This is a genomic window from Nocardioides bruguierae, assembly GCF_023554635.1.
Classification (GTDB): Bacteria; Actinomycetota; Actinomycetes; order Propionibacteriales; family Nocardioidaceae; genus Nocardioides; species Nocardioides bruguierae.
Window position 1 is genome coordinate 1 of record NZ_JAMJPH010000041.1, and the last position, 24,671, is coordinate 24,671.

The 24,671-nt window shown below is 74.1% G+C and carries 20 protein-coding genes; 5 read left to right on the plus strand and 15 right to left on the minus strand.

The genetic code is table 11. The annotated features are described in order from the left end of the window. The 3 genes from M8316_RS20180 to M8316_RS20190 all read right to left on the minus strand — a co-directional run. The coding region (locus M8316_RS20180; RefSeq protein ID WP_250057768.1) for a DUF5719 family protein at window positions 1-1,195 on the minus strand (1,195 nt) is incomplete at its 3' end. Further along, entirely contained in the window at window positions 1,192-4,299 is a 3,108-nt protein-coding gene (locus tag M8316_RS20185; protein WP_250057769.1) for a glycosyltransferase family 2 protein, read from the minus strand. The genes M8316_RS20185 and M8316_RS20180, both read right to left, overlap by 4 nt. A gap of 108 nt (window positions 4,300-4,407) precedes the next feature. Then, on the minus strand, window positions 4,408-4,662 hold the full coding sequence (locus tag M8316_RS20190) for a WhiB family transcriptional regulator (protein WP_250057770.1): 255 nt from the start codon (window positions 4,660-4,662) through the stop codon (window positions 4,408-4,410). Window positions 4,663-5,004: 342 nt separating this feature from the next. Between M8316_RS20190 and cofD the strand changes: the two genes are divergently transcribed. Continuing rightward, window positions 5,005-6,027: a 2-phospho-L-lactate transferase gene (gene cofD, locus M8316_RS20195; RefSeq protein ID WP_250057771.1), complete on the plus strand. Its 1,023-nt coding sequence runs from the start codon at window positions 5,005-5,007 to the stop codon at window positions 6,025-6,027. Then, window positions 6,024-7,031 carry a coenzyme F420-0:L-glutamate ligase gene (cofE, locus tag M8316_RS20200; protein WP_250057772.1) on the plus strand — a complete coding sequence of 336 codons (1,008 nt, stop codon included), beginning with the start codon at window positions 6,024-6,026 and terminating at the stop codon, window positions 7,029-7,031. The genes cofD and cofE overlap by 4 nt, the downstream gene beginning before the upstream one ends. A gap of 77 nt (window positions 7,032-7,108) precedes the next feature. Here cofE and M8316_RS20205 read toward each other — a convergent pair whose 3' ends face one another. After that, entirely contained in the window at window positions 7,109-8,212 is a 1,104-nt protein-coding gene (locus M8316_RS20205) for a mannose-1-phosphate guanylyltransferase (protein ID WP_250057773.1), read from the minus strand. Between the two features lie 53 nt (window positions 8,213-8,265). On the opposite strand from M8316_RS20205, the gene M8316_RS20210 reads away from it, so the two are divergent. Next, window positions 8,266-9,048: a TIGR03089 family protein gene (locus tag M8316_RS20210; RefSeq protein ID WP_250057774.1), complete on the plus strand. Its 783-nt coding sequence runs from the start codon at window positions 8,266-8,268 to the stop codon at window positions 9,046-9,048. Window positions 9,049-9,117: 69 nt separating this feature from the next. On the opposite strand, the gene M8316_RS20215 is transcribed toward M8316_RS20210, so the two are convergent. The 3 genes from M8316_RS20215 to M8316_RS20230 all read right to left on the minus strand — a co-directional run bounded on the left by M8316_RS20215 (window position 9,118) and on the right by M8316_RS20230 (window position 14,295). Further along, window positions 9,118-12,189 (minus strand): FG-GAP-like repeat-containing protein, encoded by a 3,072-nt coding sequence (locus M8316_RS20215; protein WP_272495626.1) that lies wholly within the window; start codon window positions 12,187-12,189, stop codon window positions 9,118-9,120. A gap of 287 nt (window positions 12,190-12,476) precedes the next feature. Beyond that, entirely contained in the window at window positions 12,477-13,340 is an 864-nt protein-coding gene (locus M8316_RS20225) for a hypothetical protein (protein ID WP_250057775.1), read from the minus strand. Window positions 13,341-13,380: 40 nt separating this feature from the next. Continuing rightward, the gene (locus M8316_RS20230) at window positions 13,381-14,295 is read right to left on the minus strand and encodes a hypothetical protein (protein ID WP_250057776.1); all 915 of its coding nucleotides are present in this window, start codon (window positions 14,293-14,295) and stop codon (window positions 13,381-13,383) included. A 423-nt stretch (window positions 14,296-14,718) separates the two neighbouring features. On the opposite strand from M8316_RS20230, the gene M8316_RS20235 reads away from it, so the two are divergent. Next, the gene (locus M8316_RS20235; protein ID WP_250057778.1) at window positions 14,719-15,288 is read left to right on the plus strand and encodes a flavodoxin family protein; all 570 of its coding nucleotides are present in this window, start codon (window positions 14,719-14,721) and stop codon (window positions 15,286-15,288) included. On the opposite strand, the gene M8316_RS20240 is transcribed toward M8316_RS20235, so the two are convergent. The 6 genes from M8316_RS20240 to M8316_RS20265 are packed head-to-tail and all read right to left on the minus strand — an operon-like array spanning window position 15,285 to window position 22,173. After that, complete coding sequence (locus tag M8316_RS20240; protein ID WP_250057779.1) at window positions 15,285-16,064, minus strand: ABC transporter ATP-binding protein; 780 nt, start codon at window positions 16,062-16,064, stop codon at window positions 15,285-15,287. The genes M8316_RS20235 and M8316_RS20240 overlap by 4 nt on opposite strands. Then, window positions 16,061-17,092 carry an ABC transporter permease gene (locus M8316_RS20245; protein ID WP_250057781.1) on the minus strand — a complete coding sequence of 344 codons (1,032 nt, stop codon included), beginning with the start codon at window positions 17,090-17,092 and terminating at the stop codon, window positions 16,061-16,063. The genes M8316_RS20240 and M8316_RS20245 overlap by 4 nt, the downstream gene beginning before the upstream one ends. Next, window positions 17,085-19,106, minus strand: a complete 2,022-nt coding sequence (locus tag M8316_RS20250) for a glycosyltransferase (protein WP_250057783.1) — start codon at window positions 19,104-19,106, stop codon at window positions 17,085-17,087. Before M8316_RS20250 ends, M8316_RS20245 begins: the two co-directional genes overlap by 8 nt. Continuing rightward, window positions 19,103-20,287: a UDP-galactopyranose mutase gene (gene glf / locus M8316_RS20255; RefSeq protein ID WP_250057786.1), complete on the minus strand. Its 1,185-nt coding sequence runs from the start codon at window positions 20,285-20,287 to the stop codon at window positions 19,103-19,105. Before glf ends, M8316_RS20250 begins: the two co-directional genes overlap by 4 nt. Window positions 20,288-20,293: 6 nt before the next feature. After that, window positions 20,294-21,223 carry a glycosyltransferase family 2 protein gene (locus M8316_RS20260; protein WP_250057787.1) on the minus strand — a complete coding sequence of 310 codons (930 nt, stop codon included), beginning with the start codon at window positions 21,221-21,223 and terminating at the stop codon, window positions 20,294-20,296. Further along, the gene (locus tag M8316_RS20265) at window positions 21,220-22,173 is read right to left on the minus strand and encodes a glycosyltransferase family 2 protein (RefSeq protein WP_250057788.1); all 954 of its coding nucleotides are present in this window, start codon (window positions 22,171-22,173) and stop codon (window positions 21,220-21,222) included. The genes M8316_RS20260 and M8316_RS20265 overlap by 4 nt, the downstream gene beginning before the upstream one ends. Before the next feature lie 258 nt (window positions 22,174-22,431). Between M8316_RS20265 and M8316_RS20270 the strand changes: the two genes are divergently transcribed. Further along, window positions 22,432-22,737 (plus strand): hypothetical protein, encoded by a 306-nt coding sequence (locus tag M8316_RS20270; RefSeq protein WP_250057790.1) that lies wholly within the window; start codon window positions 22,432-22,434, stop codon window positions 22,735-22,737. Here the strand turns inward: M8316_RS20270 and M8316_RS20275 are convergent. Together M8316_RS20275 and M8316_RS20280 are read right to left on the minus strand one after the other, a co-directional pair. Next, window positions 22,734-23,567 (minus strand): helix-turn-helix transcriptional regulator, encoded by an 834-nt coding sequence (locus M8316_RS20275; protein WP_250057791.1) that lies wholly within the window; start codon window positions 23,565-23,567, stop codon window positions 22,734-22,736. The genes M8316_RS20270 and M8316_RS20275 overlap by 4 nt on opposite strands. Before the next feature lie 28 nt (window positions 23,568-23,595). Next, window positions 23,596-24,429: an SDR family NAD(P)-dependent oxidoreductase gene (locus tag M8316_RS20280; protein WP_250057792.1), complete on the minus strand. Its 834-nt coding sequence runs from the start codon at window positions 24,427-24,429 to the stop codon at window positions 23,596-23,598. Window positions 24,430-24,671: the final 242 nt, after the last annotated feature.

Sequence of the window (24,671 nt, forward strand, 5' to 3'; positions counted from 1 at the left end):
CCACGGCCAGCGCGTCCCGGGCCGCGCGGGAGGTGAGGACGTCGGTCAGGTCCAGCGTCGCGGTGGCACCGGGCCGCACGCGCAGGCGGCCGGTGCCGGCGGCGTCGAAGGTGGCGCGGTCGGAGACGAGCCGCACGCTCACGTCGGTGCGGTCGGTGCCGGTGTTGTGCACCACGAGGGTCGCGACGTCGAGGTCCTCGCCGAGGTCGGCGACGCCGGCGAGGACGGAGCGGTTCGAGGCCGAGGACTGGCCCACGAGGTACTCCGAGGTCGTGCGTGCCGCGATCCGGTCGACGGTGTCCACGGCCGTCACGGCCAGGCGGCCACGGTCCACGCTGACCTGCACCGCCAGCTCGCCGGTGCTCGGCACGAGGTCGGCCAGCCGCAGGCGCACCGTGCCGCCCGCCGGCACCGAGACGCCGCGCAGCCGGTCGTTGGTGAGGGTGCCGTCGGGTCCGTGGACGACGAGGTCGGCGGTGGCCGTGCCTGCGTCGGGGTTGTGCAGCACCAGCACCGAGGAGTGGGCCGGGGCGGCACCGAGGCCGGTGAACCACTGGTCGGTGGTGGTGGAGGGGCAGTCGAGGGCGGCCAGGTCGGTGCCGGCCGACGTGCGGGTGGCGGCCAGGCCCGCGGCGAGGTCGCCGCTGCCCAGCACCTCGGTCTCCCCCGCGCGGCCGACGGAGCCGACCGAGGCGCTGCTGCGGCCCTCGGCGGCCGTCAGGTCCAGGGAGTCGCCGGCGGCGGTCACGTCGCTGCCCGTGCCGCCGTCGCCGTCCGTGCCCGTCACCCCCGCCGCGTCCAGCGCGACGGTGGGGTCGGAGAGCACGGTGACGCCGGTGTCGTCCCCTCCCGAGCCGCTGTCCGCGTCCCCCAGGGCGGCCGGGCAGGCCACCACGTCGGTGGCGAGCGCGACGGCCTCGGGGGCGGCGCCGCCGGGGGCACCGCCCGCGTCGGGCCGGGAGAGCAGGGCGGCCACCACGACGAGCACCACCAGGACGACGGACGCCACCGTCGCGACGGCGGGCCGGCGCCCGTTCGGGCCGGTGGGAGCGGTGGACGCGGCGGCCGCGCGGCGGCGGCCCTCCGGTCGGAGGTCCTGCTGGTCGGGCTGCTGGTCGGGCTGCTGGTCGGGCTGCTGGTCGGGCTGCTGGTCGGGCTGCTGGTCGGGCTGCTGGTCGGGCTGGTGCTCGCTCATGCCTGCGTCCCCCTCGTGCCGGTGGTGGCCTCGTCCGCGGTGGTGGCGCCGTCCCCGAGGGCCTGCGCCCGTCGGCCGCGCCCGGTCACCCGGGAGGAGGACTGCCTGCTGCCAGGTCTGCTGGGGGCGGAGCCCAGCAGGGCGACGACCACGCCGGCCGCGCCCAGCCACACCAGGACCTGGCGTCCGGTGCTGGTCGCCGCGACCGGTGCGTCCACGCCGCTGACCTCCTCCACCCGCCACGCGCGGGTGGTGCGCCCCTCGGTGCTGGCCTGGGTCAGGCCCGGGGCCGCGTCGAGGACGGAGGCGACGCGGCGGTCGGCGCGGGTGCCGGTGTCGTCGACGGCGCTGAGCACGACGTAGGTGATGCCGAGGTCACCGAGCGCGGTGACGTCCTCGGTGGTGGGGCGCGAGACGAGGCTGGTGACGACGTCGGTCAGTGCGTCGTCGGGCTGCTGGAGGGCGGCGACCTCGCTGCGGCCCAGGGTCGCGGTTCCGCCGCGGCGCACCTCGTAGACCAGGCCGTCGGCCAGGCTGCCGCGCAGCACGAGGACGGTGGGCACCTGCCCGTCGTTGTCGGGCACCACCATGTAGGCGGGCACGACCGAGGCGGGCTCCTCGCCCAGCGCGTCCGGGCCGGCCAGGAACCAGCCGAGGCCCGCCAGCGGCACCAGGGCCGCGACCGCGGCCGCGAGGCCCGCACCGGCCGCGACCAGCCGGTGCCGCAGGCCGCCGTCCGCGGTCTCCTCCCGGTCCAGCAGCGCGCCGAGCGCGCCGAGCCCGGCGGCCACGACGAGGGCGGCCTGGAGCACGAGCAGCGGGCCCGCGACCCCGGCCGGGGTGGTGCCGCCGGCCAGCGGCACCTGCACGGGCGAGAGCACGAGCGCGACCACCGCCGCGGCCAGCGCCACCGCCCAGGCCCCGGCCACCGCTGCCCGGGTGCGCCGCGGCAGCAGCGCCGCCAGCGCGAGCACCGGCAGCACCAGCCCGGCGGCCAGGGGCCACCCGTCGGCGGTGAGCCGGCCGGCGAGCAGGTCCAGGCCGGTGGGAGCCGGCGAGGGCTGGACGCCCGGGTCGAGCACGAGCGCCGCGGGCCCGACCTGGACGAGGGTGGGCAGCCACCACGGCAGGAGCACCGCCAGGGGCACCGCCAGCGCGACCAGGACGGGGCCCCACACCGAGGCGGCCCGCACCAGGCTCGGGGCCAGGCGCAGCCCGACCGCGAGCAGGCCGACGACCAGCAGGAGCGCCACGAGCCAGGTGCTGGGGGCGCCCGCGGTCACGACGGCGAGCAGCAGCCCGGTGCGCCAGGCGGCGCGCCAGCGCCGGTCGGCCTCCGGGTCGGCGAAGCCGAGGGCGGCGTGCGCCAGCCAGGGCAGCAGGGCACCTGCGAGCACGGCGCCGAGGCGCCCGTCGCCCCAGGCGCCCGACCAGGCCGGCACCAGGGCCCAGGCGGCGGAGCCGACGAGCAGCAGGGGCCGCGGCAGCCCGCGGGGGCGGACGAGTCGGCCGGTGACCCGCAGGAAGCGCCAGGCGCCCAGGAGCGCCACCGGGGCGGCCAGCACCATGACGGCCGAGACCGCCAGGGCCGGGGAGGCGGCCAGCACCGCGCCCAGCCACAGCAGCGGACCGACCAGGGCGGGGGCGGGCACGTCGCTGGCGGAGCCGACGTCGTGGACGCTCTCGGTCCACACCTGCCACCACCCGCCGAGGGTGTCCGGCGCGGGGGCGAGGCCGCCGCCGACCACGGTGCCCCACGCGTCCCGGCTGGCGACCAGCAGGGCGAGCACCAGCACGGTGAGGACCACGGCGACGGGGTTGGACAGGAAGCGCGCGACGGCGCCGGTGTCGGCGCCGACGTCGCCCTCCTCGGCCTCGGCGGCGGCCCGCTCGGCGGCCAGCCGGCGGGCGGCGAAGGACGACGGGTCGGCGGCCGCGGCCGCCTCACGACGGCGCTCGGCCACGTCCGCGGCGCTGCTGAACAGTGCCGCGAGGAGGTCGGCGACCAGGTCGAGCCCCTGCCGGTAGGGCAGCCACCAGGGCGGGAGCAGGGAGCGCACCTGGCCGGCGGGCGCGGTGGCGGCGGCCCGCCGCTCCTTGTGCGCGGCCCGCATGATCCGCGGCTGGGCGACCGTCGCCAGCAGCGCGGCCAGCTCGTCGAGGGCCTCACCCGGCGAGCGCAGGAGCAGGAAGCCCAGCATCCGCAGCAGCGTGCCGAGGGTCAGCCGGACGAGGTGGAACGGCAGGCGCCACCCGCCCCGGCTGTTGGCCAGCAGGACGTAGAGGGCGGCCCGGCGCTCCGCGAAGTGGGTGTGCCGCCCGGTCAGCGGCGTGCGGCGCAGGCCGCGGTGGGAGGCCTCGGCGTGGAAGACCACGGCCTGCGGCACCACGACGGTGGTGTGGCCGCGGGCGGCGGCGCGCCAGCCGAGGTCGATGTCGGAGCCGAAGACGGGGAGCCGGGGGTCCAGGCCGCCGAGCTCCTCCAGGACGCTGCGCCGCACCAGCAGCCCGGCGGTGTTGACCGCGAGCACCCGGCGCGCGTCGTCGTGCTGGCCCTGGTCGTACTCGCCGCGCTCCAGGCCGGTCTCGCGCCGGCCCGTGCCGGTGATCGTCACCCCGACCTCGAGCAGGCGCCGCAGGGAGGGGAACTCCCGGTGCTTGCAGCCGAGCAGGTCGGCCTCGGGGAAGTCCTGGGTGCCCAGCGTCAGCGCCAGCAGCGCGTCGGCCTCGGGGGCGGAGTCGTCGTGCAGCAGCCAGACCCAGTCGACCTCGTCCGCGAGCATCGCCAGGCCACGGCGGACGGCGTCGGGGTACCCCGTCTCGCGGGGCAGCCGGGCGACGGGCCCGAAGGCGGCCTCCAGCAGCTCGGCCGAGCCGTCGCGACTGCCGGTGTCGACGCAGACGACCTGGTCGGCCGGGCGGGACTGGCCGCGCAGCGCGTCGATGACGGTGGGCAGCCAGCGCTCGCCGTCGTGACTCACCACGATCACGCCGACGGCGGCGACCTCACCGGCCCCGCCGACGTCCGCGCCGTGGGAACGGGCGGCCGCCCTGGTGGGCCCGCCCGCCTCGTCCGGTCTGGTCGTCTCCCCCGCTGCTGACACGATCGGCAACAGTATCGGTCCGACCCAGCACGGCGGAGTCGACGGAACGGGCGAGGCCCGGGCCCGGTGGAAATGACCGACGCCCCGGCCGTGGCCGGGGCGTCGACGTCAGACTGCGCGCTTCTTCAGCTTGCGGCGCTCCCTCTCGGAGAGACCGCCCCAGATGCCGAAGCGCTCGTCGTTCTCGAGTGCCGACTCGAGGCACTCGGACCGGACCTCGCACGTGAGGCAGACCTTCTTGGCCTCCCGCGTGGACCCGCCCTTCTCAGGGAAGAACGCCTCCGGGTCGGTCTGCGCGCACAGGGCGCGTTCCTGCCATCCGCCTTCGTCGGCGTCCATCTCGAGGAGAAACAGCTCTCTCATCGACCCGCCCTTTCGACCCGTACGACTTGGTCACCAACGTCGGAATCACATCTGGTGATCCGCGCGCCCCCGCTGCTGACACTGGTGGAATTACATGCCTGTCGTACCCGGGCAGTCAAGCCGTTCGGTGGTATACGGCCCAGCTGGGCCAAATGTGTGACCAAAGTGGCGTCGTCAGGGTATCCGGAGCGTGACACGGACGTTTCCGCCGCCCGTGCGGCTCACCCCCACGGGTGCCAGACCGGTCAGGTCCGGATGTCCGGACCAGTCCCCGAGCCCGGTCCGTACCGGCCTCGGACCCGGGCGCCACGCCGCACGACACGCTCGGGCACAGTAGGTCTCATGGACAGCCCCCTGCGCGCGATCACGGTGCTCTCCGGCGGGACGGGCGGTGCCCGCTTCCTCGAGGGCCTGCTCGCCGGCGTCCGGGCCGGCACCCTGCCGGGGGTCTCCCCCGACGCCGTCGTCACCGTCGTGGCCAACACCGCCGACGACGTGTGGATGCACGGCCTGAAGATCTGCCCCGACCTCGACACGGTCATGTACACCCTCGGTGACGGCTCCGACCGCGAGCGCGGCTGGGGCCTGCGCGACGAGACGTGGAGCGTAAAGGCCGAGTTGGAGGCCTACGGCGTCGAGCCCACGTGGTTCGGCCTGGGCGACCGCGACGTCGCCACCCACCTCGTGCGCACCCAGATGCTGGAGGCCGGATACCCGCTCTCCGCCGTCACGCAGGCGCTGTGCGACCGCTGGCTGGCCCCCCGCTTCGGCGACACCCTGCGCCTGCTCCCCATGACCGACGACCGCGTCGAGACGCACGTGGTCATCGCCGACGAGGCCGAGCCCAGCGGCCGCCGCGCCGTGCACTTCCAGGAGTACTGGGTGCGGCTGCACGCCTCCGTGCCCGCCGAGCAGGTCGTGGTCGTGGGCCAGGGCGACGCGACGCCGGGCCCCGGCGTGCTGGAGGCCCTCGCCGAGGCCGACCTCGTCGTCGTGCCGCCGTCCAACCCCGTGGTCTCCGTGGGCACCATCCTGGGCGTCCCGGGGCTGCGCGAGGCGCTGCGCGCCACCCCCGCGCCCGTCGTGGGCCTCTCCCCCATCGTCGGCGGCCACCACGTGCGCGGCATGGCCGAGCAGGTGCTCGCCGCGATCGGCGTGGAGCCCTCGGCCGAGGCCGTCGGGCGCCACTACGGCGCGCGCAACGAGGGCGGCGTGCTGGACGGGTGGCTCGTCGACACCCGGGACGCCGGCGCGGTGCCGGGCCTGGAGGCCGCCGGGCTGCGGGCCGCCGCCGTGCCGCTGATGATGACCGACGAGACCGCCACCGCCGCGATGGCCGCCGCCGCGATCGACCTGGTCTCGTGAGCGAGCCGCTCCCGGGCCTGGCGGTCTGGGCGCCCGACGGCGTCGCCGAGGTGCGGGCCGGCGACGACCTCGCCGACCTGCTGCTCGCCGCGCTCGAGGGCGTGCTCACGCTGGCCGACGGCGACGTGGTGGCCGTGACGAGCAAGGTCGTGAGCAAGGCCGAGGGCCAGGTGCGCCACGGCGGCCGCGACGCTGCCGTCGCCGAGGAGGTCGCCTCCCCGGGCGCGCGCGTCGTGGCCCGTCGCGGCGGCACCCGGATCGTCCGCAACCGGCTCGGGCTGACCATGGCGGCGGCCGGCGTGGACGCCTCCAACACCGAGGCCGGCACCGCGCTGCTGCTGCCCGCCGACCCGGACGCCTCCGCGGAGCGGCTGCGGGCGGCCCTGGTGGCCCGCACGGGCGCCCGCGTGGGCGTCCTCGTGACCGACACCATGGGCCGCGCCTGGCGCGACGGGCAGACCGACGTCGCGATCGGCGCCGCCGGGCTGCGGGTCAGCGAGAGCTTCGCCGGGCGCGAGGACGCCCACGGCAACCCGCTGGTCGTCACCCTGCCCGCGGTGGCCGACGAGCTGGCCGGCGCAGCCGAGCTGGCGCAGGGCAAGCTGGCGGCCCGCCCGTTCGCGGTGCTGCGTGGCCGCGCCGACCTCGTGCTGGACGAGCCCGGCCCCGGCGCGCGGTCGCTGGTGCGGCCCGAGGGGGCCGACCTCTTCGGCTGGGGCGCCCGCGAGGCCGTCGTCCAGGCCGTGGCGGTGCTGCTGGGGTCGCCCGGCGCGGACCCGGGGGCCCTGCCCGCCTTCGGCGCCCCGCTGGACGCCGAGGAGCTGCGGGAGGTCGTCTCCCGCGCGTGCGGCGACGCCGTGACCGTGCAGGCCGGGCCGGGCGGCCTCCGCGTCGCGGTCGACGACCCGCGCGCCCGGACCCTGCTCGACGTCGTGCTGGCCGCGCACGGCTGGGCGGCGGTCACCGACGGTGACCGGCGCCTGCGCCTGGAGCCGCGCGACTGAGCGACCCGCCCCCGTGGCAGGTGCCGGGACGGGCCGCTCAGGTCGGGCCCGGTGAGACCAGGTCCGGTCAGGTCAGGTCAGGTCAGGTCGCCGCGTCCGCCGTCCTTGAGGGCGTTGACGAGCTTCTTGACGTCCTGCGCACGCTCCCGGGTGGTCACGAGGATCGCGTCCGGGGTGTCGACGACGACCACGTCGTCGAGGCCCACGACCGCCACGAGCTTGTCGTGCGGCACGACGAGGCCGGAGGTCTCGACCGCCTGGACGAGGCTCTCCTCGCCGAGCACGACGGTGCCCTCGGGCTCCTCCCCGCCCAGCAGGGTGGCCAGGGAGTCGAAGTCACCGATGTCGTCCCAGCCGAACGGCGCGGGCACGGTGGCGACCTTGCCGGCCGCGGCGGCGGGCTCGGCGATGGCGTGGTCGAGGGCGATCTTGGGCAGGTCCGCCCACGCCTCCTCCACCAGGCTCGGGTCGGCGGCGAGCTCGCGGAGCCGGTCGGCGAACGCGGGGTGCCAGGTGTGCAGCAGGTCGAGGATCGTGGAGGGTCGGGCGACGAACATGCCGGCGTTCCAGCGGAAGCCGCCGGCGGCCAGGTACTCCGTGGCGGTCTCGACCGAGGGCTTCTCCACGAACTCGGCGACGACGCTGACGCCGTCGTGGCCGGCCAGCGGCGCGCCGGCGTGGATGTAGCCGAACGCCGAGGACGGGAAGGTCGGCTCGATGCCGAGGGTGACCAGCCAGCCCTCGCGGGCGACGGCGACGGCGGTGGCCACGGCCGAGGCGAACTCCGCCTCGCCGGTGATCACGTGGTCGGCGGCGAAGGAGCCCATCACCGCGTCGGGGTCCTGGCGCTCCAGCACCGCGGCGGCGTAGCCGATGGCGGCCATGGAGTCGCGGGCGGCGGGCTCGGTCAGGATCGCCTCGGCGGGCACCTTGTCGAGCTGGCTGCCGACGGCGTCGGCGTGGGCGGAGCCGGTGACGACCAGGAAGCGGTCCTCGCACAGGGGCGAGAGCCGGTCCCAGGTCTCCTGGAGGAGGGATCGTCCGCTGCCCCTGAGGTCGCGGAGGAACTTCGGCGATCGTGCACGCGAGAGCGGCCACAGCCGGGTGCCCGCACCACCGGCGGGGACCACGGCGTAGAAGCTGTCGATGGGGCTGGTGGAGCCCGATCCGTCGAGGGTCATGGCGGCGATCGTAGGGGCGGGCCCCCAGCCCCGCGCCCCCTATGGTCGGACTCGTGACGACTTTCTCAGCCCTGCTCCAGCGCGAGCTGCGCGGCAACCCCGGCCGCCCCCTCGTGACCTTCTACGACGTCGCCACGGGCGAGCGGACCGAGCTGTCGGTGACCACGTACGCGAACTGGGTGGCCAAGACCGCTTCGCTCCTCGTCGAGGAGCACGACCTCGAGCGCGGCGACACCCTCGTCGTCGACCTGCCGACCCACTGGCTGGCCCCGGTGGTGCTCGGGGCCGCCTGGACGGTGGGGCTGCGGGTCGTCCTGGCCGGCGGGCTCGGTGCGGGTCCGCTCGGTGCCGCCGGGGACGAGGCGGACGCCGTGGTGTGCGGCGCGCCGACCCTGGAGGAGTGGGCCCCGCGCGCCGGCGACGTGCCGGTGCTGGCCTCGGCGCTGCTCCCGCTGGGGGTGCGCTTCCGCGAGCCCGTCCCGGCCGACGTCGTCGACCTGGGCGTCGCGGTGTGGTCGCAGCCGGACGCGTTCGCCCCCTACGACCCGCCCACGGGCGAGGACGAGGCGGTGCTCGACCCGGCCGGCGGCCCGGCCCCGACGCAGTCGCAGGTGCTCGGAGCGGCCGCCGCGGGCAGTCTCCTCCCCGACGGCGGCCGCCTCCTGGCGGAGCTGAGCCCGGCTTCCCCGGCCGGTCTCGGCTCCTTCGTCGAGCCGCTGGCGCGCAGCGGCTCCCTGGTCCTGGTCGCGGGTGCCGACGCGGAGCGCCTGGCCGCCCTCGCGGGCGACGAGCGCGTCGACGCGTGGCACCCGGCGAGCGGGGCCGGTCGGGGCTGAGCCCCTCCCGGTCCGCCCGACCAGGCGGGTCGCGCCGCCCGTCCCCGGCGCGCGCGACCCGTGCTCGGGTCAGTCGATCACGTCGTAGGCGTCGGCCCCCTCCATCAGCGGCACGCGCTGGGTGAAGCCGGAGCGGGAGCCGGGCAGCAGGAACAGCGTCCCGTTGGCCTTCGCGCGGACGACCAGGTCGGCGTAGCGGCCCAGGCGGGCGGAGGCGATGCCGGTGATCTGGTTGTACCGCTTCACCCTCAGGCCCAGCGTGGTGCCGTCCAGCAGGCCTCCCGGCCCGTTGCCGTCGAAGAGGGCGAGGTTCTCGCCCTGACGGAAGAGGGTGTCGGGGGCGCCGTCGGAGTCCCAGCGGCCGATGCCGATCTGCCGGGTGCCACGGATGGCGCTGTGCGCGGTGTAGCTGCTGCCGAGCGTGCGGGCACCGCGGCCGGGGTAGATCCGCAGCGAGCCCTTGCGCGGCTGGCCCTGGAGGTCCGGCCAGCCGTCGCCGGTGACGTCACCGACGACCTCGAGGAGCCGCACCCCGCTCATGTCGGAGGCCAGCTTCACCGGCTTGCCGAACGAGCCACGCCCGTCACCGCGACGCAGCTGGAGCACGCCCTTGCCGTTGCGCACGATCAGGTCGCCGAAGCCGTCGCCGTCCCAGTCGCCGGCGTTGAGGATCAGCGTCGCCGACGCCAGCCGGAGCCCGGTGTCGACCGGGGCGCCGGTCTCGTAGGTGCCGTTGTTGACCGCGGCGACCAGGTTGCCGCCGCGACGCAGCAGCAGGTCCGGGGAGTCGTTGCCCCGCAGGTCGAACCCACCGGCCACCATGACGCCACGCTTGATCTTGCCGATGGAGCCGACGCCGCCACCGACGGTGCCGTCGCCGCGGCCGAGCAGGATCGTCCCGGTGCCGTCGGAGGTGCGCGCCAGCAGGTCGCGGTGACCGTCCTCGTTCCAGTCCCCGGCGGCCACGACGTTCTTCCAGGAGACCGCCTCGGCCGCCCGCACCGGCTTGCCGAAGGTGCGCCCGGCACCGGGGTGCAGCACGAGGTTGCCGCCCGGGGTGAGGCCGGCGACGTCGGGGTTCCCGTCCTCGTCCAGGTCACCGACGCCGACGAGCCGCGTGTAGCGCGACCAGTCGTCGTCGAGGACGCGGGCGCGGAACCGACCCGGCTTGGCGCCGAGCAGCAGCATCGGGGCGCCGGTCTCGGCGTCGACCGCGACCAGGTCGTTCTTGCCGTCGCCGTTCGCGTCACCGATGGCGGTGACCATCTCCTGGCCCCGGGTGGCCCGCACGATGCGGGTGGGGGCACCGAAGCCGCCGTCCTCCAGCCCCGGCATGACGTCGAGGGAGCCGTCCTCGTTGACGCCCAGCAGGTCGCGGATGCCGTCGCGGGTGATGTCGCGCGTCAGGACCAGCCCGGTGTAGTCGCGCATGTCGGCCCCGACGGCGACGCCGACCACCTTCGTGAAGCGGCTGACCCCGCCGGTCGGCACGACGAGCACCTCGCCGTCCTTCGCGCGCCGCACCACCAGGTCGGGGTGCCGACTGCCGAGCAGGTCGCTGCGGAGGTCTCGCCCGGACCAGCCGACCTGGGCGGCGGCGGCGAGCTTCCGGATGCGGCCGATCTTGTTGTACAGGTACTGGCCGGGGCACGCCGTCTGGCCGGCGTCCCGGTGCCCGTTGATGGCCTGGAAGGTGTCCGGCCCGACCACCTGCTTGGTCGAGGAGGCGTCCACGCCGTGCAGCGAGAGCTTCCAGGCGAACAGGGCCCCGTAGGCCTGCACCATCGCGCTGCTCGGCTTGGCGGTCTCGTAGTTGCCGATCGCCGACATGGCGAAGGAGTAGGAGTTGTAGCCGTAGGTGTGGGCACCGACCACGGGGCGGTCGACGCCGCCGTAGCGGCCCTCCCAGATGCGGCCGAAGCGGTCGACCAGGAAGTTGTAGCCGATGTCGGACCAGCCCAGGGACTGCGTGTGGTACGCGTAGATCGACCGGATGATGCCCGGCACCTGGGCGCGGGTGTAGCTGTTGGCGTTCACCGTGTGGTGGACGAAGCCCGCGTGCACCTCGTAGTAGGACAGCGAGGACTTCGAGCGCATCGACTCGTCGGCACCCCACTGGGCGCGGGAGTAGATGACCGGCTTCGGGGTGTAGAGGGTGGCGGCCTGCAAGGTCGCGTCGCCCGTCCCGTCGGTCGGCTCCTCGGTGGGCTCCTCGGTGGGCTCCTCGGTGGGCTCCTCGGTGGGCTCGGCCGTCGCGGTGCTGGTCGCCGTGCTCGTCGCGGTGCTGGTGGCGGTGCTGGTGGCGTCGGTCGTGGCGTCAGTCGTGGGGGCGGCGGCGCCGGCCGCGGTCGCGGAGGCGTCCGCGGCCGCGGTGGCCTCGCCGGTGGCCTCGGCCGAGTCCTCGGCGCTCTCCACGCCGGTGGCGACGTAGACGGAGTCGTCGCCCGTGCCGCCGTCCATGGTGGAGGTGTCGATGGCCGCGCGCTCGGAGACGGTCTCCTCGCTGGTGCCCGGGGAGACCAGGGCCAGGCGCATGTCGGCCGGCAGGGCGCCGGTGGTGTCGCTCGCGCGCACCTGCACGCGGTCCGCGTCGCCCACCCACACCGCGTCGGTGCCCTGGCGGGCGTGGGCCGCCTCCTCGCTGTCCGGGTCGGGGGCGTGCTCGTCGTGGAACTCCAGCTCGGCCCAGGCGGTCCAGACGCCGTCGGTCTCCGTGCGGATCTCGAAGCCGAGGTCCGCGTCCTCGGCCACCGAGTCGTGGGACCAGCTGATGCCCACGAGGCCGCCGGCCGTCTCGACGTCCTGGGGCTCGCTGACCAGGCTCGCGGTGCCGCGGCTGAGGGCCTGGGTCGCCTCCACGTCCGTGCGGGCGGCGGCGCGCGCCGACGCGGGGGCCGTCAGGCTCACCTCCGTCAGGTCCGTCTCCACCGGGCCGTCGGGCAGCTCGGAGGCCTGGGCGGCGGACCGCGCGTACGCGGCCAGCTGCCCGGAGTAGGCGCTGCTCGCCCCGGTGCCGGTCTGGGGGGCCGGCCCGAGGTCGAGGCTGATGACGCCGGTGGCGGGGAGCAGGGCGGCGGTGACCACGCCGACGGCGAGCATCGACTGGGCGGCCGCGGCGAGGCGGGTCCTGCGGTGGGGCATGCGAGTCCTTCGGGTGCGCGGGGGAGGTTCACACTCGGCGCAACTTTCACATGAGTCACAGCAGTCACGGAAGTCGTCGTGAGTAACTACAACCCTGTAATTTCCAGTCGCCACGCCGGACGCTGTCAAGGAAATCGTCCGACTTCGCGCCATTCTGCGCCGAACGAGGCCCCGAAGGGGCCGAACCCGGCGGTCTAGTCGTCCCGGGACCGTGAAGACCTCGTGAGGCGACCACTCCCCCACGGGTCGCAGGTGTCACGGGTCGCAGGTGTCCCCGGTCGCAGGCGTCACGCCTCGTCGGGGCCGACCTCGCCGGTGGCCCGCAGGAGAGCCAGCTCGTGCCACGGCCGCCCGTCCAGCTGCGAGAGCACCATGCCGATGAGCTCCACCGCCAGGGACGCGCCCGCGCGGGTGCGACCCAGCGAGGGGTGGGACGTGGTGCGCTGCCGCACCCCCTCGACGATCGTGTTCAGGGCACCGGCCAGGTCCAGGTAGTCGAAGTCGTCACGGGTCAGGGTGACGCCGTAGGCCCCGGCGACCCGCTCGTAGAGGGGCGCCCACGCCGCGAGCCGGCGCTCGTAGGTCTCGTGCACCAGCGCCTGGAGGCGGGCGTCGGCCGGGAACGCCGCCTGCAGGGCCACCTGCAGCTGCATCACGGGGTCCTCGTTCTGCACCCGGGCCTCCTCCTCGCCCAGGAGCGCCACCACCTCGCCCAGCGGGAGCTGGAGCAGCAGGGCCAGCTCCTCGCCCCGCGCCGCGTGCCGGGCCCGCTCGTGGCCGGGCCGGTACAGGTAGCGCAGCACGTCGCGCTGGAACGCGGTGGTGCTCCCCCAGCGCCGCAGGACCCGGTCGCGACTGGCGTGGCCCGGGTCGCGGCCGTGCTCGGTGAGCAGGTCGGCGTAGGCGTCCATCACGCGGCGCAGCGAGACGGCGCCGAGCAGCTCGTTGGCAGGCAGCACCGCCTCGTGCTCACCCTGCTCGAACGCGCAGAACTCCTCGAACAGCGCCCGCACGCCCGCCTCCAGGCACCAGCGCACCTCGGGGTCGTCGGCCGAACGCTGCTCGGGGAGCCCGGTGGGTGAGAACCGGGCTCCCAGGTGCTGCACCACCTCGTCGAGGTCCTCGTCGCCCGGGAGGACGCCGGGGAACACCGGCGTCCGCGATGGTTCCGACCGTCGCACCAGGCCCGCCTCAGCCCCGCGCGCCACGGTGGGCGCGCAGGACCGCGAGCTCCGACCAGGGCCGCCCGTCCAGCTTCTCGGTCATCATCATCGTCATCTCCAGGGCCAGGGAGCGGCCGTCCTCCAGCAGTCCGAGCGAGGGGTGGGCGGTGAGCCGCTGGTGCACGCCCTCGACGATCGTGTTGTACACCGCCGCCACGTCGCGGAACGTGAACCCGGCGCGGGTCACCCGCAGGCCGAAGGCGTCCGCCACGTCCTCGTAGATCCGCGCCCAGGCCTCCAGCCGGTGCTCGTAGTTGGCCCGCACCAGCTCCTGCAGCCGACGGTCGGCCGGGAACGCCGCCTGCAGCGCGATCTGGAGCTGGATGACGGGCTCGGTCCCCTGGACGTCGGACTCCTCGCTCGAGAGCACCCGGGCGACCTCGCCGAACGGCAGGTCGTAGAGGCCGCGCAGCTGCTCGGCCCGCTGCGCGAGCCGCGCCCCCTCGCGACCGGTGCGGAAGACGTAGTTGAGCACGTCGCGCTGGAACGCGGTCGTGCTCCCCCAGCGGCGCAGCACCCTGTCCCGGCTCGCGTGCCCCGGGTCGCGGCCGTGCTCGGAGAGGAGGTCGGCGTAGGCGACCATCACGCGGCGCAGGGACACCGCACCCAGGAGCTCGTTCGCGGGCAGCACCGCCTGGTGCTCGCCCTGCTCGAACGCGCAGAACTCCTCGAACAGCGCCCGCACGCCCGCCTCCAGGCACCAGCGCACCTCGGGCTCGTTCGGCGAGCGCGGGTGCGACCTGCCGTCCCGCCCGTAGGTGCCACCGAGCAGCTGCACGACGCCGGTGAGGTCCTCGTCCCCGGGCTCGACGTGCGGGAACGCGTCGCTGCGCGGACGGTCTCCCCCGTCCTGCTCCCGGCCCTGATCCCGGTCCTGCTGCACCACGTCTCCCCCCGGAGGTCGCGCGCCGACGCGACAACGTTGTCGCGTCAGAGGTGTCGCGACCACGTGGGATGTTCTCACGCCACGGCACGGAGCGTGAGACTGCACGACGGGTCGCACGTCACCCGGAGGGACACCGGGGCGTGCACCGCGCCGTCCATGGGGCGGCGCGTGCCGCACGGCCGGCGACCCGGGGCAGGCCCGTCGGGGGTCACGTGCCCACCTCACCTCGTCCGGGGCGGCCGACGACGTCGACCCCGGACGTGGTGCGCGGACCGGTCGGCGGCGCGAGGGGCCGCCGACCGGGACGCGGGGGGGGGCGACCAGCCCGGTCCTGTGCACGCGGACGCGGGCCCTGGGTCCCCGGCGGCCCGGTACGAGCGACTCCCCCGCTCCCGTCGGCCGCGCCGCACAGTGGAGGTCATGGAACCGTCGCACCGGCGCACCGCGAGGTGCCTCGTCGCTCATGAGTCCCTGTTCGGCAACACCCGGCTCGTGGCCGAGGCCGTGGCCGCCGGGATCGAGGACGGCGGGATCGACACCCGCGTCGCCGACGTGCGCGACCCGCGCACCGGCCACCCCGGGCCGGGCACCGACCTCGTCGTGCTGGCCGCGCCGACGCACGCGTTCTCCCTGAGCCGCCCGGACAGCCGGTCCGACGCGCTGCGGCGCGGGGCGACCGGCACCCCCGAGCGCGGCCTGCGCGAGTGGCTGTGCCGCTGGCTGGAGGAGGGCGGACCGACCCGGCCGTGCGTGGCGGTGCTCGACACCCGGGTCACCCGGGTCCGCCGCCTGCCGGGCGCCTCCGGCCGGATCGCCCGCCTGCTGCGGGCCCAGGGCTACCGCGTGCTCGACGAGCCGACGACCTTCCTCGTCCGGGACGTGGAGGGCCCGCTGGTCGACGGCGAGGTGGAGCGCGCCCGGGAGTGGGGTCACCGCCTCGCCGAGGAGCTCACCCCGGCGGGCGCCGGCCCGGCAGGGACCCGGACCTAGACGTCGGCGCCGAGCTCGTCGTCGTCGTTGTCCTCGTCGTCGGAGTCGTACTTGACGTAGTGGATGCCCTCGTCGACCGGGCCGTCGAAGCCGAGGCGCCCGTTCTCGAGGACGAGCACCCGGTCGCACATCTTCCGCACCGAGCCGGCCGCGTGGGAGACGTAGAAGATCGTGCGACCGGAGTCGCGGATCTCCTGCATCTTGTCCAGGCACTTGCGCTTGAAGGGCTTGTCGCCCACCGCGAGCGCCTCGTCGGCGAGGAAGATGTCGCAGTCGACGTTGACGGCCACCGCGAAGCCGAGCCGCGCGTACATGCCGGAGGAGTAGTTGCCCACCTGGGAGTCCAGGTGCTTGCCGATGGAGGCGAAGTCGACGATCTCGTCGAACTTGGCGTCGGTCTCCTTCTCCGTCATCCCGCACACGGCGGCGTTGAGGTAGATGTTCTCGCGCCCGGTCAGCTGCGGGTGGAACCCGGCGCCGGTGGCGATGAGGCCGGCGATGCGACCGCGGGTCAGCACCCGGCCGCCGTCCGGGCGCATGACGCCGTTGATGAGCGTGAGCAGCGTCGACTTGCCGGAGCCGTTGAGCCCCATGAGGCCGATCGACTCGCCCTGCTCGACGGTGAAGGAGACGTCGTCGAGCGCCTTGAACGTGCTCTTGGTGGCCTCGCCGCGCATCTTCGCGACGGTGACCTGCTTGAACGTGCGCTGGTAGCGGAGCGTGAACTCCTTGGACACGTTCTCCACGACGATGGAGGTCGACTCGGGGAAGCTCACGTGAGGCGCTCCGGGATCTTGTTCTCGAGGCGGCGGAAGATCAGCTGGGCCAGCACGAGGGAGACGGCCGAGACGACCAGCATGACGCCGCCGTAGGCCCACAGGTGGTCAGGCAGCTCGGTGGCGGCCGAGGCCTCGGGATCCGGGGTGGCGCCCACCCAGAACGCCCGCTGCACCAGCAGGACCGCGTCGGCGATCGGGTTCCACAGGTACACCGCCGCCAGCGTGTCGCCGAGCTTCGAGGCCACGTCGCGGAAGGGGTAGATCATCGGCACGCCGAACCGCACGACGTTGGTGAGGATGCTGACCACCGAGGAGAAGTCGCGGAAGAACACGTTGGCCGCGCTGAACACGATCGCCAGCGCGGTCGCCAGGCAGGTCACGATCGCCAGGGCCAGGAGCAGCGCCACGGGGACCAGCGGGTCGGGGGTCCACCCGTAGAACAGGCAGACCACCACGAGGATCACCACCTGCGGGAGCACGTGGTACAGCGAGACCAGCATGCTGGCCACCGGGAACATCTCCTTGGGCACGGCCATCTTCCGCACCAGCGCCTTGTTCCGCACGATCGATCGCGTGCCGGCGTTGAAGGTCTCGGTGAAGAAGTGGACGACCACGAGGCCGCAGAAGACGTGGACGGCGTAGGCCTCCACGCTGTTGCGGCCCATGATGATGCCGAAGACCACGTAGTAGATGAGGAACTGGCTCAGCGGGTTGATGTAGGACCACAGCAGCCCGAGGAACGAGCCGGAGTAGCGCGCCTGGATCTCGCGCCGCACCAGCAGCCGCAGCAGGTAGCGGTGCCGGAACACCTCCACCAGCCCCGGGCTGGGGGACGGCGTGGTGAGCGGTGCGTCCACCACGTACGCGGCCTGACGGCCGGCGCCGGCGCGACCGGCGGGGCCTCGTCCGCCCTTGCGCGGGCCCTTGCCGCCGCCCCGGTTGCCGGCCCCGCCCTCGGAGCCCTCGGAGGCGCCGGTGGGGCCGCCCTCCGAGGGGTCCTCGGGGTGCGAGGGGGTCTCAGTCATCGGCGCCGTCGGTCGCGTCCGTCCACGGGCGGAAGGTCTGCTCCCACGCCTCCGGCGAGGTGATCTCGCCCAGGGCGTCCTGGTACTGCTGGGCCAGGCGCGGCCACTCCCGGCGCAGCCGGGCGTGGATGGCGACCGTCTTCGACATCATGTCGCGGAAGGTCTCCGGGTCGCGGCGGTACAGCGCGGCCGAGGAGCCGTCGTTCATCGACACCACGGCGGAGTCGAACTTGCCCAGGCGCCACCACTTGGCGTCGCGGGCACGGATCTCGGTCTCGGGGTTGGTCCGCGAGAGCTCGCGCACCGGGCGCAGCTGGCGCAGCGGCTGGGTCGCGGCGACCACGAACGCGGTGCGCGGCGACGGCGGGCCGAAGTCCTCGCGGCCCTTGCGCGGCATCTTCGTGCGCTTGACCGGCGGGAAGGCGTCCGGGTCGGACTCCAGCTGGGCGTCGGTGTGCTTCTTGCGCATCGCGTTGATCTCGGGGAGCGTCGTCGCGAGCGTCTCGTGCAGCGCGCCGGGGCCCTCGAGCACGTCGAGGAGCGCCTTGTGCCGCAGCTCGGCGGTCGAGTACTGCATGGAGACCAGGTGCGCGATCTGGTGGTTGCGCGACTCGGTGATGAGCCGCCCGCCCTTGTCGTACTTGGAGTGCAGCAGCGCGGCGATGAACCGGTTGCGCACGTGGAAGTACGCCTGCCAGTCCAGCGCGTCGTTCTTGTCGGTCCACGGGACGTGCCACACGGCCGCGCCGGGGAACGTCACCGTGGGGTAGCCGGCCTCCTTGGCGCGCAGGCCGTACTCGGAGTCGTCCCACTTGATGAAGACGGGCAGCGAGAGGCCGACGTCCTCCATCACCACGCGCGGGATGAGGCACATGAACCAGCCGTTGAAGTCGACGTCGACGCGCTGGTGCAGCCACTTGGAGGCACGCAGGTTGTTGGTGGCGAAGTCCCAGTCGGACTTCACGCCGGGGGCCGACTGCCACCAGAAGCGCCAGGGCTGCACGACCTCGCCGAAGCTGTGCATGCGGGCCCGGGCGTAGAGGTTGAACATGTGGCCGCCCACGATCGTGGGGCGGCGGGCGAGGTCGGCGAAGGTGACCGCGCGGATGATGCCCTCGGGCTCGCAGACGACGTCGTCGTCCATCATCATCGCGTAGTCGGCGGTGCCCTTGCGCAGGCTCTCGAGCTGACCGCGGGCGTAGCCGCCGGAGCCGCCGAGGTTGCCCTGCTCGATGACCTTCAGGGTGTCGCCGAGCGCCTCCTGCGCGGCCGGGAACGCCTCGGCGTCCACGACCTTCTGCTTGCCCTGCTCCATCACGAAGACGGTGTCGAGGTAGGGCTCGAGCGCCTCGTCGTCGCCGAGCTGGGCGAGCAGCTCGGAGCAGAACTCCGGGCGGTTCATGGTGGTGATCGCGAGGTCGAGGGTGCCGTGCTGGGCCTTGTCCTCGGGCACCTGCGCGGTCCACTCGGCGGACTCCACGACGACGTCGGCCTCACCGGCGATGACGTCGTACCAGTACCAGCCGCCGTCGGCGAACGGCTTGAGCGTGAGCTCGAAGGTGAAGGTGCCCTGCTCCTCGGTGCCCGTGGAGGCGGAGTCGACGCGCTGGTGGGAGCCGCGGGCCATCGACTTGTAGACCACGACGCTGGCGCCCTGGCCGGTCACGCGGACGGTGAGCTCGACCGCCTTCACGATGGTCCACCGGCGCCAGTAGCTGGCGGGGAACGCGTTGAAGTAGGTGCCGAAGCTCATCCGCTCGCCGGAGCGGACGCGGAAGCCGGTGCGCGAGAGCAGCTGGTCGGGGTGCAGCTCGCGGCCTCCGAAGGCCAGGGAGACGCCGCTGCCCTTCTCGTCGTCGCCGCGGTCGAGGTCGACCGTGTGCTGGGCGTTGTCGACGTAGAGGGCGATGACGTCGAAGTCGTCCGCCTTCGGCAGCACCTGGCGCTGCAGCAGCCGGGTGGCGGTGGGGGCCGGCGCCTGGGTCTCGGGGCTGGTGGTGGTCGGGGCGCTCATGCGTCCACTCCTCCGCTGGTGAGGTCGGCGCCCTCGGCGAAGTGGGGGCGCAGCTTGTTCTCGAACATGGTCAGGGCGGAGCCGATGGCCATGTGCATGTCGAGGTACTTGTAGGTACCCAGGCGGCCGCCGAACAGCACGTTCGGCTCGGCCTTGGCGAGGTCGCGGTAGGCGAGGAGCTTCTCGCGGTTCTCGGCGGTGTTGATCGGGTAGTACGGCTCGTCGCCCTCCTCGGCGAAGCGGCTGTACTCGTGCACGACGATCGACTTGCCCGGCAGGTAGGTGCGCTCGGGGTGCAGGTGCTTGAACTCGAGCGTGCGGGTGTAGGGCAGCTCGGGGTCGTTGGCGTTGACCACGCCGGTGCCCTGGTAGTCGTCGACGTCGAGGGTCTCGCGCTCGAGGTCGATGGTGCGCCAGGTCAGGCGGCCGGCGGAGTAGCCGAAGTACTCGTCCACGGGGCCGGTGTAGACGAGCGGGACCTTGCCCTTGTACTCGTCGACCACGGAGAAGAAGTCGGTCTCGAGGCGGACCTCGATGTTCTCGTGCTCGGCCATCCGCTCCAGCCACGCGGTGTAGCCGTCGACCGGCAGGCCCTCGTAGGTGTCGTTGAAGTAGCGGTTGTCGAAGGTGTAGCGCACGGGCAGACGGGTGATCGTCGCCGCCGGCAGCTCCTTCGGGTCGGTCTGCCACTGCTTGGCGGTGTAGCCCTTCACGAACGCCTCGTACAGCGGGCGGCCGATCAGCGAGATCGCCTTCTCCTCGAGGTTCGTGGCGTCCTCGGTGGCGATCTCGCTGGCCTGCTCCGCGATCAGCGCGCGGGCCTCGTCCGGGGTGTGGGACTTGCCGAAGAACTGGTTGATCAGCCCCAGGTTCATCGGGAACGAGTAGACCTGCCCCTGGTACTTGGCGAAGACCCGGTGCTGGTAGTTCGTGAAGTCCGTGAACTGGTTCACGTACTCCCACACCCGCTCGTTGGAGGTGTGGAACAGGTGGGTGCCGTACTTGTGCACCTCGATGCCGGTCTCCTCGTCGAACTCGGAGTAGGCGTTGCCACCGAGGTGGGAGCGGCGCTCGAGCACGAGCACCTTCAGGCCCAGCTGCGAGGCGCACCGCTCCGCGATGGTCAGACCGAAGAAACCGGAGCCGACGACGACGAGGTCAGGAAGGGAGTTCTGGGGCACGGTCGGTCAGTCTACGGATGAGGGAGGCAGAGGCCGCATCCCACGCGCGGAGGCGAGGGCACGAAGGACGTTGCGCGCCTCACCGAGCCCGCCGCGCACGGGGCTGAGCAGCACCACGAGGGCCGCCAGCAGGTACGGCTTGGCCCGCACGAGCGCGTTCTCGCCGTAGCGGAAGTGCACCACGAACAGGTTGCGGTACATGTAGAAGCCCTTCCAGCCCGACAGGTCGTGCTGCTGGTCGAAGCCGAGCTGGCGCACGAGCACGGCGTCGCGCACCGCGAGGATGCGGAAGCCCGCCCGGCGGATGCGGATCGCCAGGTCCACGTCGTCGTAGAAGATGAAGAAGGACGGGTCGGGCAGACCGACCGCCTCCAGGACCCGGCGGCGCAGCAGCAGGCCCTCGAAGGCCACGTTCTCCAGCTCCACCAGTGCCGGCATGGTCGAGCGGTGACCGTAGGCGGTCTCGACCGAGGCCGTCTTGGGCTTCATCACCCACGGGTGGGTCAGGTCGAAGCGGACGGCGGCCTTCTCGCACAGCGCCCCCGTGAGGTCCTCGCGGACGGAGAAGAGCGCGTCCTCGTCGAGGTCCATGAGGACGCCGAGGCAGGAGGGCGCGGGCACCACGTCGTCGTCCACGAGCCACACGCGGTCGACGCCCGCCGCGAGCGCCACGCGGGTGCCCACGTGGAAGCCGCCGGACCCGCCGAGGTTCTCGGGGGTGGTGTGCACCTTCAGCGGCAGGCTCCAGGGGCGCGCCAGGACCTCGGCGGTGTGGTCGGTGGAGGCGTTGTCGACCACGAGGACGAGGTCGGGCCGACGCTCGCTCGCCTCGAGACCCTCGAGCATCCGGGCGAGCAGGTCGGCCCGGTTGTAGGTGACGACGACGACGGCGACGCTCTCCTGCCCGTCGCGGCGCGTCACGGGGGTGCTGGTCATCGCAGGAACCTCTCGTGCCCGGTGAAGTCGCCCCGCAGCCCTGCCCAGGCCCCGCGGGCGCTGAGCGCGAGCCGGCGCAGGTCTCGGTGGGTGAGCGTGTAGAACCACAGGGTCTTGGCCCAGAAGGCACCGACGTGCGCCCAGCCGCGGTAGGTGCGCAGGTTGACGGTGTTGTTGCGGGCCATGCAGTAGCCCTTGAGGTCGCTGGGGCTGTGGTTGTAGGTGGTGCGCCCGCCCATCATCGGCGTGCCCAGTCGGCCCACCGACGGGTGGCGGACGACGGCGTCGGTGACCGTCGCGATGCGCGCGCCGGCCCTCTCGACCCGCAGCCGGTACTCGTGGTCGTCGCCCCAGATGAAGAACTCCGCGCGCGGGTAGCCGACCTCCTCGGCCAGGGCGCGGGTCACGAGCACCCCGTTGAACGGGATGACGATCTCGGGCAGCAGGTGGGTCTCCCCCGCCGCCCGCTCGACGTCGGCGAGGGCGTGGACCACGCGGGTGCCGCCGGGCAGCCGGATCGGGAAGACCAGGCGGTCGGCGTCCTCGCGGTCGACCACCAGCGGGCCCCAGAAGTCGAGGTCGTCCTCGGCCAGGAGACGGGTGAGGCAGCCGACGTCCGGCAGGCCGTCGTCGTCCATCAGCCAGGCGAGGTCGGCGTCGGTGCGCTCGACCGCGTGCTGCAGCCCGTCGTGGAAGCCGCCGGCCCCACCCTGGTTGTGGGTCAGCGTGAGCGCCGTCAGCCAGTCGTGCGTCGCCGCCAGCTGCGCCAGCCGGTCGCCGGTGCCGTCGGTGGAGGCGTTGTCGACCACGACCACCTCGCGCAGCGCGGGCTCGACCCGGCGGACCTCCGCCAGCCGCTCGACGAGCATGGTGAGCAGGTCGAGGCGGTTGAAGGTGACGACCACGGCCGTCACCGTGCGCGCCGGTGCGCCGGCTCCCCTCTGCTCCACGCCGACCACCCTAGGCGAGCAGCCGCGCTCCCCCGGCACCGACGACCGTCGACCCCGTGGCGGGCGGTCCGCGACGGTGCGGCGGTCTCGAGGCTCGGCCGTGGCCGGCCTCGCACCTCGACCACCGACGTCGGCGACGAGCGCACCGCCCCGGTGGTCGAGCAACGAGGAGCGCCAGCGACGAGTGCACGTCGAGACCACCCACTTGCCGGCCGAGGAGCGAGCCGACCGCGAGCCCGACCGTGGCACGCTGAGCGGGTGAGCCCCCTCGACCTCATGCTGCGCGACGCGGACGCCGCCCCCGACCTGCTGCTGATCGTGGTGCTGCCGACCCTGCTGGCGGTCCCGGCGCTGCGCCGCGGCAGTCGGGTGGCGTTCGCCGCGCCGGCGGCGCTCCTCGTCCTGCTGGTCGCCTGGTACAGCTACTACGCGCTGGGCTGGGCCGAGGCCGGGCTGGGGCTGCGTGGCCCCCTGCTGACGGTCCTCGGGCTCACCGCCGTCGGCCTCGTCGGGGCGCTGGTGGGGCTGGCTCGGGTGCTGTCCCGAGGCCGTCGCGCCGGCTAGCGCGCGGCGGGCCCCAGCACCCGCAGCAGCTCGAGCTTCTCGGCCGACGCGCTGCCCGGCTCCGGCGTGAGCACCAGCAGCACGTGGTGCTGCTCGGGGTCGAGCAGGCTCTGGCAGTACAGCTCCAGCGGCCCGACGGCGGCGTGCTCGTACCGCTTGACCTGGGTGCGGGTGTGCCCGACCTCGTGCTCGGCCCAGACCCGCGCGAACTCCTCGCTCTCGCGCAGCAGCGACTCCACCAGCCGCTCCGCGACCGACCCGCGACCGTCGCGGGCGTAGGCCTCGCGCAGGTCGGCGGCGAACTGACGTCCGCGCAGGTCGTGGTCCTCGGCCGGGTAGGTCCCCCGGGCGGCCGGCTCCGTGAACCACCGGTAGGTGACGTAGCGGCGGTCGCCGGAGAGTGCCGTCTCGTCGCCGAGCAGGGCCAGCGCCAGGTCGTTCTGGGCCAGGGTCTCCCCCGTCGGCCCGATGACGAGCGCCGGGGTGTCGACCAGCCGGTCGAGGACGCGCATGAGGCCGGCGTCCACGTGGTCGCTGCGGCGGACGCGGGTGGGCGTGCCGTGCCCGGCGAGGCGGAACAGGTGGTCGCGCTCGGCCAGCGAGAGCCGCAGACCGCGGGCGATCGCCCCGAGCATCGGCTCGGAGGGCTGCGGGCCGCGCTGCTGCTCGAGCCGGCCGTAGTAGTCGGTCGACATGCCGCACAGGGCGGCCACCTCCTCGCGCCGCAGCCCGCTGGTGCGGCGGCGCGGGCCGCGGGGCAGGCCGACGTCCTCCGGCTGCAGCGCCTCGCGGCGGGTGCGGAGGAAGTCGGCGAGCTGGGGTCGGTCCACGGTCCTCATCCTCTCCCGCGTGCGGCCCTCAGAGGTTCATCCCGCCCGAGGCCTCGACGCGCTGGCCGGTCACCCATCCCATGGCCGGCGAGGCGAGGGCGGCGACGGTGGCGCCGATGTCGTCCGGCTCCCCCACCCGGCCCATGGCGATGAGCCCGGAAAGGTGGCCGCGGACCGTCTCGTCGTCGCGCATCGAGCCGCCGCCGAAGTCGGTGCCCGTGGCGCCGGGGGCGACCGCGTTGACGGTGATCCGGCGCGGGGCCAGCGTCTTGGCGAGGTAGCGGGTCCACACCTCGACGGCGCCCTTGGCCGCGGCGTAGACGGAGTAGCCGTCGACCCCGGTGAAGCGGGCCAGGCCGGTGGAGGTGTTGACGACCCGGCCGCCGTCGCGCAGCAGCGGGGCCAGGGCCTGGGTCAGCATCACCGGGCCGGTGACGTGGGTGTCGAGGAGGCGGCGCACCTCGGCGACGTCGGTCTCCCCCAGCGGGGTCCAGCCGGCGGTGCCGGCGTTGTTGACCAGGATGTCGAGCCCGTCGGTGCCGAAGGCGTCGGCCAGCGTGGTGCGCAGCGTGGCGACGAAGGCGTCGAAGGTCTCCGGCGCGGTCACGTCGAGCTGCAGGGCCGCCGCCCGGCGTCCCTCCTCCTCGATGCGGCGCACGACGTCGAGCGCCTCGGCCTCGTTGCCGCGGTAGGTCAGGACGACGTCGGCGCCGGCGCGCGCCAGGTGCAGCGCCTCGCTGCGACCCAGGCCGCGGTTGCCGCCGGTGACGAGCGCGACGCGGGCGGTGGTGTTCTCGGTGCTGCTCTCGGTGCTGTTCTCGGTGCTGGTCTCGATGGTCTGCTCGGTGTTGTTCTCGGTCATGGCTCCACCGTCCGCCGTGCCGCGGGGCGGAGGAAGGCCGCAGTCATCCACGGATCGGGAGTCCCTGGCTGGGCCCGCGGCGACAGTGCGTGACGTTCTGCAGGCGACACCCCGGCTTGGGTTCATGCGGTGGTCGCAACACCTAGCCCTGGAGGGGTGTATGGGTGTCGGAGGCCGGCCGCGGGTACGGCGGAGCGTCGAGAGAGCTTTCTGGGAGCTGGTTCCTGAGCATCGGTCCTGGC

Coding starts and splice junctions, on each gene's coding strand:
- M8316_RS20235 (WP_250057778.1), top strand. CDS start 14,719: ATGGAACCGTCGCACCGGCGCACCGCGAGGTGCCTCGTCGCTCATGAG.
- M8316_RS20215 (WP_272495626.1), bottom strand. CDS start 12,189: ATGCCCCACCGCAGGACCCGCCTCGCCGCGGCCGCCCAGTCGATGCTC.
- M8316_RS20250 (WP_250057783.1), bottom strand. CDS start 19,106: ATGAGCGCCCCGACCACCACCAGCCCCGAGACCCAGGCGCCGGCCCCC.
- cofD (WP_250057771.1), top strand. CDS start 5,005: ATGGACAGCCCCCTGCGCGCGATCACGGTGCTCTCCGGCGGGACGGGC.
- M8316_RS20260 (WP_250057787.1), bottom strand. CDS start 21,223: ATGACCAGCACCCCCGTGACGCGCCGCGACGGGCAGGAGAGCGTCGCC.
- M8316_RS20245 (WP_250057781.1), bottom strand. CDS start 17,092: ATGACTGAGACCCCCTCGCACCCCGAGGACCCCTCGGAGGGCGGCCCC.
- M8316_RS20205 (WP_250057773.1), bottom strand. CDS start 8,212: ATGACCCTCGACGGATCGGGCTCCACCAGCCCCATCGACAGCTTCTAC.
- M8316_RS20280 (WP_250057792.1), bottom strand. CDS start 24,429: ATGACCGAGAACAACACCGAGCAGACCATCGAGACCAGCACCGAGAAC.
- M8316_RS20190 (WP_250057770.1), bottom strand. CDS start 4,662: ATGAGAGAGCTGTTTCTCCTCGAGATGGACGCCGACGAAGGCGGATGG.